The organism is Brachyspira pilosicoli (assembly GCF_036997485.1).
GTDB lineage: Bacteria > Spirochaetota > Brachyspiria > Brachyspirales > Brachyspiraceae > Brachyspira > Brachyspira pilosicoli_C.
This window is the reverse complement of the sequence record NZ_JAWLPU010000001.1, coordinates 660,485-671,351: the sequence shown is the minus strand read 5'-3', so window position 1 is coordinate 671,351 and position 10,867 is coordinate 660,485. Positions and strand designations below refer to the sequence as shown.

Annotated in this window: 9 protein-coding genes; 8 read left to right on the top strand and 1 reads right to left on the bottom strand. The window is 28.4% G+C overall.

What is annotated here, in order from left to right; translation table 11 throughout:
- The first annotated feature begins 17 nt into the window (after positions 1–17).
- From R4I97_RS02940 to R4I97_RS02905, 8 genes are all read left to right on the top strand, one after another.
- Entirely contained in the window at positions 18–617 is a 600-nt protein-coding gene (locus tag R4I97_RS02940; RefSeq protein ID WP_013243978.1) for a V-type ATP synthase subunit D, read from the top strand.
- A complete protein-coding gene (locus R4I97_RS02935) occupies positions 614–2,473 on the top strand; it encodes a V-type ATP synthase subunit I (RefSeq protein WP_335783613.1) in 1,860 nt (619 codons plus the stop codon). The genes R4I97_RS02940 and R4I97_RS02935 overlap by 4 nt, the downstream gene beginning before the upstream one ends.
- A gap of 66 nt (positions 2,474–2,539) precedes the next feature.
- Positions 2,540–3,007 (top strand): V-type ATP synthase subunit K, encoded by a 468-nt coding sequence (locus tag R4I97_RS02930; RefSeq protein ID WP_013243976.1) that lies wholly within the window; start codon positions 2,540–2,542, stop codon positions 3,005–3,007.
- A gap of 295 nt (positions 3,008–3,302) precedes the next feature.
- The gene (locus tag R4I97_RS02925) at positions 3,303–5,087 is read left to right on the top strand and encodes an ABC transporter substrate-binding protein (protein WP_335783612.1); all 1,785 of its coding nucleotides are present in this window, start codon (positions 3,303–3,305) and stop codon (positions 5,085–5,087) included.
- A 100-nt stretch (positions 5,088–5,187) separates the two neighbouring features.
- Complete coding sequence (locus R4I97_RS02920; RefSeq protein ID WP_335783611.1) at positions 5,188–6,585, top strand: ABC transporter permease; 1,398 nt, start codon at positions 5,188–5,190, stop codon at positions 6,583–6,585.
- 22 nt (positions 6,586–6,607) lie between these two features.
- Complete coding sequence (locus tag R4I97_RS02915; RefSeq protein ID WP_335783610.1) at positions 6,608–8,104, top strand: ABC transporter permease; 1,497 nt, start codon at positions 6,608–6,610, stop codon at positions 8,102–8,104.
- A gap of 36 nt (positions 8,105–8,140) precedes the next feature.
- Positions 8,141–9,097 (top strand): ABC transporter ATP-binding protein, encoded by a 957-nt coding sequence (locus R4I97_RS02910; protein WP_335783609.1) that lies wholly within the window; start codon positions 8,141–8,143, stop codon positions 9,095–9,097.
- 15 nt (positions 9,098–9,112) lie between these two features.
- Complete coding sequence (locus R4I97_RS02905; RefSeq protein WP_335783608.1) at positions 9,113–10,051, top strand: ABC transporter ATP-binding protein; 939 nt, start codon at positions 9,113–9,115, stop codon at positions 10,049–10,051.
- A gap of 111 nt (positions 10,052–10,162) precedes the next feature.
- On the opposite strand, the gene R4I97_RS02900 is transcribed toward R4I97_RS02905, so the two are convergent.
- On the bottom strand, positions 10,163–10,861 hold the full coding sequence (locus R4I97_RS02900) for a SprT family zinc-dependent metalloprotease (RefSeq protein ID WP_335783607.1): 699 nt from the start codon (positions 10,859–10,861) through the stop codon (positions 10,163–10,165).
- Positions 10,862–10,867: the final 6 nt, after the last annotated feature.

The following is a 10,867-nucleotide window of genomic DNA, read 5'->3' as shown; positions in this document are numbered from 1 at the left end:
AAAGTAGGTTAAAAAATATGGCATTAAAGTTTCAATACAATAAAACGGCTCTTCAAAACCTAAGACGCCAGCTTTCCATTCGTGAGAAAGCTTTGCCTACTTTGAAAAGTAAAGAGGCAGCACTTCGTCTTGAGGTGAGAAAGATTACCGCTGAGATTGAATTACTTAAAGATGAATATCAAAAACTTGTGAAACAAAATCAAAACTATAATGGTTTTTGGACTGAGTTTCCTGAGATTGTTAAGATTAGAAATGTAAACTCTGAGCAAAAAAATATTGCGGGTGTTAAAGTTTCTATATTAACAGGTATAGATTTTGATATTGAAAATGTCAGCATGTTTAATATGCCTTCTTGGATTAGGCTTGCCATTAATATGTTTGAGCTGCTTATGACATTACAAATAAAAATTGAAATGACAGAAAATAGACTTAATGCTTTGGCTTATGCGAGGAAAAAAACTACTCAAAAAGTTAACCTTTATGAGAAAGTACAGATTCCTGAGTATAAAACAGCTATAATCAAAATTAAAAGGTATATGGAAGATGAAGAAAATTTAAGTAAGTCTTCTCAAAAGATAGTAAAAGAAAGAAACAGAGCTAAGGAGGCGTCTTTATGATTAGAAAAATGAAGAAACTCTCTCTCTTTGTCTTTCATGAGGATAGGGAAAAAACTCTAAATGATTTAGCTTCTCTTGGAGTTGTGCATATAGAAATTGCTAACGGCGTTTCATCTGAAAATATAGAAAATATTGCCGCTCAAAAAAATGACGCTAATAGAGCTAAAACTATTATAAATAATGCTTTGTCTGATGCTAAAAAAGCTAAGAAAGATGTATCTAATCTTAAAGCAGCTGATACTAATAAAAAAGCATCTGATGTAATAGACAATGTTTTACAGTTATCTCAATCTTCTGATAAATTAAAAGCTGAAAGAGATAACCTTAAAAAAGAATTATCTATTATAGCTCCTTTTGGAAGTTTTAGCTTTGATAAGATTAATAACTTAAAAGAAAAAACTTCTTATGATATATCATTTTTTAATGGTCCTATTAAAGAGTATGAAGCTTATAATTTTGGAGACATATTTACTTATGCTGTAAAAGAAGAGGCTGGTAAGGTTTATTTTGTTGCTTTCAAGAAAGAAGGCAGCGAAGAGGCAATTCCTTTTGACATTATCAATATGCCTAATAAATCTTATGATGAATTAAAAACTCAAATATCTGAACTTGATAAAAAGATAGAAGATATTGAAAATGATATAATAAAGAATCAGGTATATATAGAAGCTATTAATAAAGAAGTAGATAATCTTAATTTGCAGAATCATTTTGAAGAGGCTAAAGAGAGTTTTGTAGCTAGTGAGGTTACAGAAGGCAAGATACTTTATGTTGAAGCTTATGTACCTAAAGACAAAGAGAGCGAAGTTAAAACTTTACTCGACAGCAAAAAAATAGCTTACATAATGGAAGAGCCTACAAAAGATGATAATGTACCTGTTGAGCTTAAAAACAATAAGTATTCTTCTGCTTATGAGCTTATTACAAAATTGTTCCAATTACCTAATTATTTTGAGATAGATTTAACTCCTATGATAGCAGTTTTCTATCCGTTATTTTTCGCTTATTGTTTTGGGGACTCTGGTTATGGTATAGTATTAACTATAGTAGCTTTGATAGGTTTATTTACTGTGCTAAAAGGACAATTAAGAGGTATTGGTATACTTGCTTTAACACTTGGAATATGTACTACTATTATGGGTGTTATAAATGGAGGAAGTTTCTTTGGTGTAAGCATACCTTCTAATACTCAAATACCTTTATTTGCTACTTTAAGTAAGTATTTAATAATTACAGACATAAAAGAAAATTGGTTCTTAACTCCATTTAATACAGCATTACTTATAGGTGTACTTCATATATGTTTTGCTTTAGTAGTTGGGGTTATAGATAGAATTAAAACTAGTTCTATAGGTGATATATTTGCAGCTGTTGGTAAACTTTTATTTATACCTAGCCTTGTTTTATGGTTTTTGGGTGATATGCAAAAAATGGAAGTTATCAAACAATTTAGCACTATATATTATATAACTATGCTTGTTGGTTTGGTATTCTTAGTAATACTTTCTAATGTTGGTAAGAAGCCAGATGTATTAAACTCTATACTTGGTGTTTATTTTGCGGCAACTGGTATAATGGGGGACACACTTTCTTATATACGTTTGTTTGCATTAGGTGCTTCTGGTTCTATATTGGCTTTGGTAATAAACCAAATAGGTATGAGTTTCAAAGCTATACCGGGTGTTGGTGTTGTTATAATGGTAGTGTTCTTAGTATTCGGACACATCGCTATATTCGCATTAAACATACTTGGTGCTTTGGTACACCCTTTGAGATTAACATTTGTAGAGTTCTACAATAACGTTGGTTTTGAGGGCGGCGGAAAAGAGTATAAGCCACTTAAAAAGGTAGCTTAATTAGTTTTTTATATATAAATAATTTAATAATTAAAAAAGAAAATAATCTAAAAAGGAGATTTTATTATGGGTTTTACAATGAACACAGCGCTTTTATTAGGATATATAGGAGCGGGTATAATGGTAGGTATGTCTGGTATTGGTAGTGCGGTTGGTACTTCTATTTCTGCTATGACTACTGTTGGAGCTTTGAAAAAAAATAAAGATGCATTTGGTAGCTGTCTTGTTTTAAGTGCGTTGCCTGGTACACAAGGTCTTTATGGTTTTGCTGCTTTCTTCATTATGCAACCTTATTTGACTGCTGATATCACTATCTTCCAAGGTGCTGCTATATTGGGTGCTGGTATTGCTGTTGGTTTAGCTTGTATGGTTTCTGCTATATTCCAAGGTAAAGTTTGTGCTAATGGTGTTGAAGCTATAGGTAATGGTTATGATGTATTTGGTAACACTATCATCGTTGCTGTATTCCCAGAACTTTACGCTATCGTTTCTTTCGCTACAGCATTCTTAATCAGCGGTGTTTTAGGTGCTTAATATTAATTAATAAAAGTGAAATAAATAAAATCCGTAGGAGTTGTAATAGGCTCTTACGGATTTTTTGTTTAAAAACAGTATTATAAATAGTATTTTTTTTGAAACTAATTGAAAATTAATTGATTTTTTTATATTTTAATATATACTCGAAAATTATCAGTATAAGGTATACTAATATGTTTTTTCCTTTAATTTATTACTTTCCTCATTTATAAAATATCTTATAAGTAGACAGTTAGTCTATAAATATTACTATCTAAATAAAATAATTATAATATTCAAAAGGGGTATGCAAATGCATAAACAATTTTTAGTTTTTCTATTTTTATTACTATTAACAGTTTCGTGTGGAAATTCTTCAAAAACCACAGAAAACAAAGTAGATATTAAGATTATCGCTCAATCTTTTGATGAGAAATCTTTAAATGTAATGAGAGATATTCTTTCAAAAAACGGTTTTAATCCTACTATTAGTATGCTTCCAGATTATGCAAGTTTTATGGGTCAGTTGGAAGCTAATAATTATGATATAGCAATCACTAGCTGGAATACTGTAACAGGAAACCCAGATTATGCTGTAAGATCATTATTTATAAGTGATGGAGATTATAATCCTTCTAAAATATCAAATGCAAAGTTAGATGAACTTATAGAAAAAGCTGCAGCAGAGTCTTTTGAGGATTCCAAAGCTACATATTCTGAAATAGAGAAAATTATTATAGATGAAAATGCATATATTATACCATTATACAACAGAGTAAAAACTCAAGCTTTCAATAAGACTATATTAGATGAAAATACAGTAAAAATATACAAAGCAGCTTCTATTAATGCAGGAGCAATATCATTTGTGGACAAAGCAAAAAATGAAACTGAGCCTTTATATATAAGCCAGTCTCTATCTTCATTAACTTCTTTAGACCCAATAAAAGGAAATGACGGTTCTATTAATTTTATCAATAACCAAATGTATATAAGAATAGTAACTTTAACTACTAACGACCAAATAAGCACAGAGAATTCTTTATCATACAATTATGCTATAGCAAGCGGAAATAAAGATTATTATTTTATCTTGAGAGATGATATCTATTTTGCTAAAGTAGAAAATAAAAAAGCAGTTAATAGCGGAGAGAGGGTTGGTGCAAGCGATGTGGTATTTTCATTAAACAGAGCTAAAGATAGAAATAGCGTTCCTAATCATAGAACATACAGTCTTCACAGCAGTATGGAAAAAATTTCTATAGTAACAGATATAAATGAACTTAAAAACACTAAAACAGATACAAGCGATGTTTATACAGAACTTTCTAAAAATCTGCCAGCTCCTATCACTTCTCTTACTTCTTCAACTGCTCAGGCTAATAATAAAAATGGAGTATATCAAGTAGTAAAAATTACAACAGTAAATCCATTCCCTCAAGTGCTTAATTATTTGGCACATCAATCTGCCGGTATAGTGAGTGAAAAACAAATTAAAAAAGTAAATACTTATAATGTTGCTAATTATGACCCTCAAAAAGATATTTGTTATGGTGATGAATCAACTATAACAGAAGGAAATAGCTACAATAATACTTTATGTACTAGCGGACAGTATATTGCTGTTTATAAAAATGATTATGAGATAGTTTTAGAGAGAAACCCTGGGTTTATGGCAGATACTGATAAATTCCCTAAAATAAAAACAATAAACATAAAATTTATAAAAGATTTAGATGCTGCTGTATCTTCTTTAAGAAGCGGAGACCTTTATATATTATATGATATAGTAGCTGATAAACTAAAAGTAATAGAAAGTGATAGTAATTTGGTTCTTCAAACAGTACCAAGTAATGCTTTAATATTTACTTTTATTAATATGTCAGATGGGCATGTTACTAAAGATGTTAATGTAAGAAAGGCTATTTTATATTCTATAGACCAAAATGCATTTATAGCTGTTAATGATGGTTATGCTTATAAGGCCTATACTACTCTTACTCCATTAGTTGATACGGGTAATGTTTTAACAGCAGACAAAGATAAGGCTAAAGAATATTTAAAAGCTTATGAAGAAAGTAATGGAACTTCTAAATAATTATTAATAAAAAATAGTTTTGTAGGTATAATATATACTTACAGAACTATTATTATTTTATTACTAAATTATTTAATTTAAAAAATATAGAGATATAAAAATGAATAATATTGTTTTTTTTATCAGCAGCAATTTTGAAAAAATGCAAAAAATATTTCTTTATAAAATTGCATTAATAATACTTGGAATATTTACTTATATTGTTTTGTGGATAAGAAAGTTTTTTATTTACAATAAATATAAAAAATCTAATTTTTATAAAGCTATTGATGATTATGCAGATGATGAAATAAAGATTAAAGAAAAAGAGTATTATTTGCATATAGAAAAAGAGGTAGAAATATTAGGCAAAAAAATAAGTGATGAGGATAAAAAAGAAAGGGTAAAAAAATATATAGAACAATTAAAAAAGCAAAGAAATAAAAATAAATATAAAAAGTTTAAAGAAAGTTTTACTAGTTCTGCTATATTAAGCAGTATGCTTGAAAATAAAATATTTCTTGTATATTCTATAATATTTTCTTTTCCTATGTATGTTTTGATATATATATATTCTCATTGGTATATGAAGTATATATTTGAAAGACTTATGATGATGATATTTGTAATGTTTGGAGTAATTTTCTTAGTATTTACTATACTTTATATTTCACCTATGGATAGTGCTTTAAATATATTAGGACAGGATGCAACAAAAGAACAAATAGAAACTTTTAATAAATCTTATGGTCTTGATAAACCTTATATAGAACAATTATTTAATGCTTTTAAAAATATTATTACTTTTAATTTAGGAAAATCTTATGTGGGTAATGAGGATATATTTTCAGCTATAGCTAGGAAATTCCCTGTAACTTTAACAATATCATTTTTGTCTCTTTTGCTTGCGATAATTATAGCAATACCTGCTGGTATAATTTCTTCTATAAAACAGTATTCATTGTTTGATTATATTTTTATGCTTTTTGCTTTAATAGGATTATCTATACCGAATTTCTGGATAGGATTGATATTAATATTGAATTTCTCTATTAATTTAAATTTACTTCCATCTACTTTTTCTATAGGTGATTTAAAATCATATATAATGCCTGTTATAGTATTGGGTACAGGTTTTTCAGCGAGTATAGCAAGAATGACAAGAGCCTCCATGCTTGAGATAAAGAATGCAGATTTTGTACTTACAGCAAGAAGCAAAGGCTTAAATGAAAATGTAGTTATATTTAGGCATATTTTAAAAAACGCTTTAATACCAATAATAACAGCTGCTGGTATGCAGTTAGGTGCTGTACTTGGAGGTGCTGCTGTTACAGAGAAGGTGTTTAATATAAGCGGTATAGGAAGCTATATAGTTGATAAGCAATTTATTCCAGATATACCTGCAGTTTTGGCTGGGGTGGTTTATGTATCTGTGGTTGTAAGCGTTGTTAATTTGGCGGTTGATATATTATATGCTTTTTTAGACCCTAGAATAAAATCTAATATGAAAAATTATTAACAGATAAAAATAGGAACTGAACATGGATTATAAAAAACAATTAGAAGAGAGTAAGTTTATTAAATTTAGAGAATATAGTTCTCTTAATTTTGCCGTGGGTGCTTCTTTATTTGTAGGAGTTGTTATACTATTATTTTCTGTAGATTTTACTAAAAAGAGTTTTAATATTTACACTATTTCAGCGGCAGTATTATATTTTATTTCAGCTTTAATTTCATACTTGGTATTAATAAAATTAAAAAAAGATGTAAAAGCTAATAATGATATATCTTCTTCTACAAGAAAATTAGGTTTTCTTCTTATAGCTTTTTTAGTATCTGCAAATATTTTTGCAGCTTCTTCAGGATTTCATTTGATAACAAAGAAAAAAAAGCTTGAGTATATACTTATATTTGAGGCTTTTTTGGTGAATATAGCTATTATATTTGTATCAAGCATTAATTTGTTTAAGGAAGTTTTGCCTGACAATTTTTATTTTGGTATAATAATTTTAATATTAATTTCATTATTTTTTATATTATCAATGTATTTAATTTCAATAAAAGAAATAAAACAAAACAAGAAGCTTTTTTATTTTATTTCTGCAATATGTATTTTAACTATACTCATTGGAAATATATTTTCATTTTTAGCTGGCATTACTATGATATTAAAAATCATTCATAAAGATGATGATATATCCATAGAGTTTGTTGATATACTGTATAGAGTTTTTAGAAATGAGATGGCTGTAATAGGAATGTTTTTTGTAATATTTTTATTTGCCTTATCAATAATGAGTACATTTACTTTTAATTATGCTGATGCTATAGAAAATAATTACACAGCTTTGCTTCAAACGCCTTCTTTAATATATCCATTTGGTACGGATAATTATGGAAGAGATGTTTTCAGCAGAATAGTATTTGGTGCTAGAATATCTCTTATAATAGGTGTAATATCTACAGTTATACCTATAGTAGTTGGAGGAGTTTTGGGTGCTTTGTCTGGATATTATAAGGGAAATGCTGATAACATTATAATGAGAGTATTGGATATATTATATTCTGTACCGAGCATACTTCTTGCTATAGCAATTATTGCAGTATTTGGTGCTAATGTTTTTGTATTGATAATATCTCTTAGTATTAGTGCTATACCAAGTTATGCGAGAACTGTGAGGGCGAGTGTAATTTCTGTATCTAATATGGAGTTTATCGAAGCGGCTAAGGCATTGGGGGCTAATAATTTTATTATTATATATAAGCATATAGTTCCTAATGTACTTTCTCCTGTAATTGTTAGAATGTCTTTGGATATAGGTTCTGCTGTGTTATCTACAAGCGGTTTAAGCTTTTTGGGTTTAGGAATAGAGCCTCATATACCAGAGTGGGGAAATATATTGAAGATAGGAAGTGTTTATTTGGAAACTAATCCTTATATAGCTATATTTCCGGGTTTAGCTATTATATTTATGGTTCTTGCTTTTAACTTTTTGGGTGATGGACTTAGAGATGCATTAGACCCTAAAATGAAATAACAAAACAAATAAAAATTAAATTAAGAGTTGCCTATTATGGAAAATATATTAGAAATAAAAAATTTACATGTACATTACATTAAAGAAGATGAAACAGTAAAGGCTGTAAATGGAATAAACTTATCTCTCAAAAAAGGGGAGAGTATAGGGATAGTTGGAGAGACTGGTGCTGGAAAAACTACTATGGCTTTATCTGTAATGGGTTTAATTCCATATCCTCCTGGCATTATTATGGACGGAGAGATAATTTATGAAGATAAAAATATAATAGAATGCAGTGCAAAAGAGTATCAGCAAATAAGAGGAAACGGAATATCTATGATATTTCAAGACCCTATGACTGCATTAAACCCTGCTATGACGGTTGAAAAACAGTTAATGGAAGTTTTAGATAGTCATAAAAGTAATATGAGTAAAGGCGAAAAGCTTGATACTATTATAGAGCTTCTTGAATTGGTGGGTGTTCAAAGGGATAGATTAAAAGAATATCCTCATCAATTTTCAGGCGGTATGAAGCAGAGAGTTGTGATTGCTATGTCTTTACTTTTAAAACCTAAAATACTAATAGCCGATGAACCTACTACTGCTTTAGACGTAACCATACAGGCACAAGTATTAAATATAATAAATAATCTTAAAGAAAAATTTGACATGTCACTTATTCTTATTACACATGATTTGGGTGTTGTGGCAGAAGTTTGTGATAGAGTTTTTATAATGTATGCTGGAGAAATTGTTGAAAGCGGTTCTATTAAAGAAGTTTATTTAAATACAAAGCACCCATATACTAAAGGATTATTTAATTCTATACCAAGGCTTGATGTTGATAATGATAGGCTCATACCTATAGAAGGCGATATGGTTAACCCTGCCGATTTGCCAAGCGGATGTTATTTTAATCCTAGGTGCAAATATAAAAAAGATATATGTATGGAGAAAAATCCTAATATAATTGGTGATGAGCATCAATATAAATGTCATTTTAATTTTTAAGGGAAGTTATTATTTATGTTTATTGAAACTAAGAATCTATATAAATATTTTGATACGCCAAAGGGGAAATTGCATGCTGTTGATAATGTTAGTTTAAGCATAAAAGAAGGGGAGACCCTTGGAGTTGTGGGAGAGTCTGGCTGCGGGAAGAGCACTTTGGGAAGAGTAATTTTAAGATTGCATGAGCCTGATAGCGGTAATATATATTATAACGGCATGGATATAACAAAATTAAATAATGATGATATGAGAAAAATGAGAAGATTTATGCAGATAATATTTCAAGACCCTTATTCATCTTTAAATCCGAGATATACTGTCTCTGAAATAATTTCTGAGCCTTTAAGTTTTTTTAAGATATATGATAATGCGAGAGATAGAAAAGCAAGGGTTGAAGAGATTATGGATATAGTTGGTCTTAGCAAAAGAAGTTATAATATGTATCCGCATGAGTTTGATGGCGGAAGAAGGCAGAGAATAGTTATAGCAAGAACTTTATCTATTAATCCTAAGTTTATAGTTTGTGATGAGCCAGTTAGTGCTTTAGATGTTTCAATACAGGCACAAATAATTAATTTACTTATGGATTTGCAAAAAGAATTAAAATTAACTTATATGTTTATATCTCATGATTTATCTGTTATAAAACATATATCAAATAATATAGCAGTTATGTATTTAGGTGAGATAATAGAAAGCTGTGATAAAAAAACTTTGTTTGAAAATCCTAAGCATCCATATACTAAAGCATTACTTTCGGCTATTCCAACTGTTGATGTAAATAAGAAAAAGGATAGGATATTGCTTAGGGGTGAAGTTACTTCTCCTATAAACCCTAAAAAAGGATGCAGGTTTTATAATAGATGTCCTTATGCAGAGGATAGTTGTTTGTCTGATAATGTAAAATTAAAAGATATTGGAAATAATCATTTGGTTTCATGTAAAAAAATTTAGGTTATGAGTTCTAATTAGCAATTTTTATTTTTTATAAATTTATTAATAATTTTTTTGAGAAGTAAAAAACTTGTTAGGGTATTTATTTGTAGTAAATTTGTAATTATTTTTTTATTTATTTTTAAAAAAATTATTTAAAATTTCTTTTTCTTTATTCCACTCTGGCATATAAAGACTTACAATATTATAAAATTTTTTACTATGATTAGCTTCTATTAAATGTGCTAATTCATGAACTACTATATATTCTAATGCATGAACTGGGTATTTCATAAGTTCCAAATTAAAAGTGATATGTCTTTTTGAAATGTCGCATGAACCCCATTTACTTTTAAGTTTTTTTACACTAAATGAATTTATTTCTAAATTCATGATGCTGCAATATTTTTTTAGAAGACTTTCAAACAATTTTAAAGCCTCCTTTTTGTACCAAGTGTCAAGAAGTATATGCTTTTTTCTTATATTAAAATTTTTATAGTTTTCATCATCTTTGATATTAATTTGCATATACATTATTTTGCCTGATATCGTTATATTTTCTTCTTTTGAAATTATCACCTTAAGCATGTATCTTTTTCCAAGATAATAGATATCTTCTCCGCTTATTAATTCTTTTTTGCTTATATCATAAATATTTTTTTCTTTTAATTCTTTTTTCTTCTCTTCTATCCAATCTTTTCTTTTTTCTACAAGCTCATATATATACTCTTTACTCACTCTTTTAGGTGCTGTTACATATATGTTAAAATCTGGTTTTACTCTTATATAAATATTTTTTATTTTTTTATGTTCTATTATTATCTCGCTCATTTATAA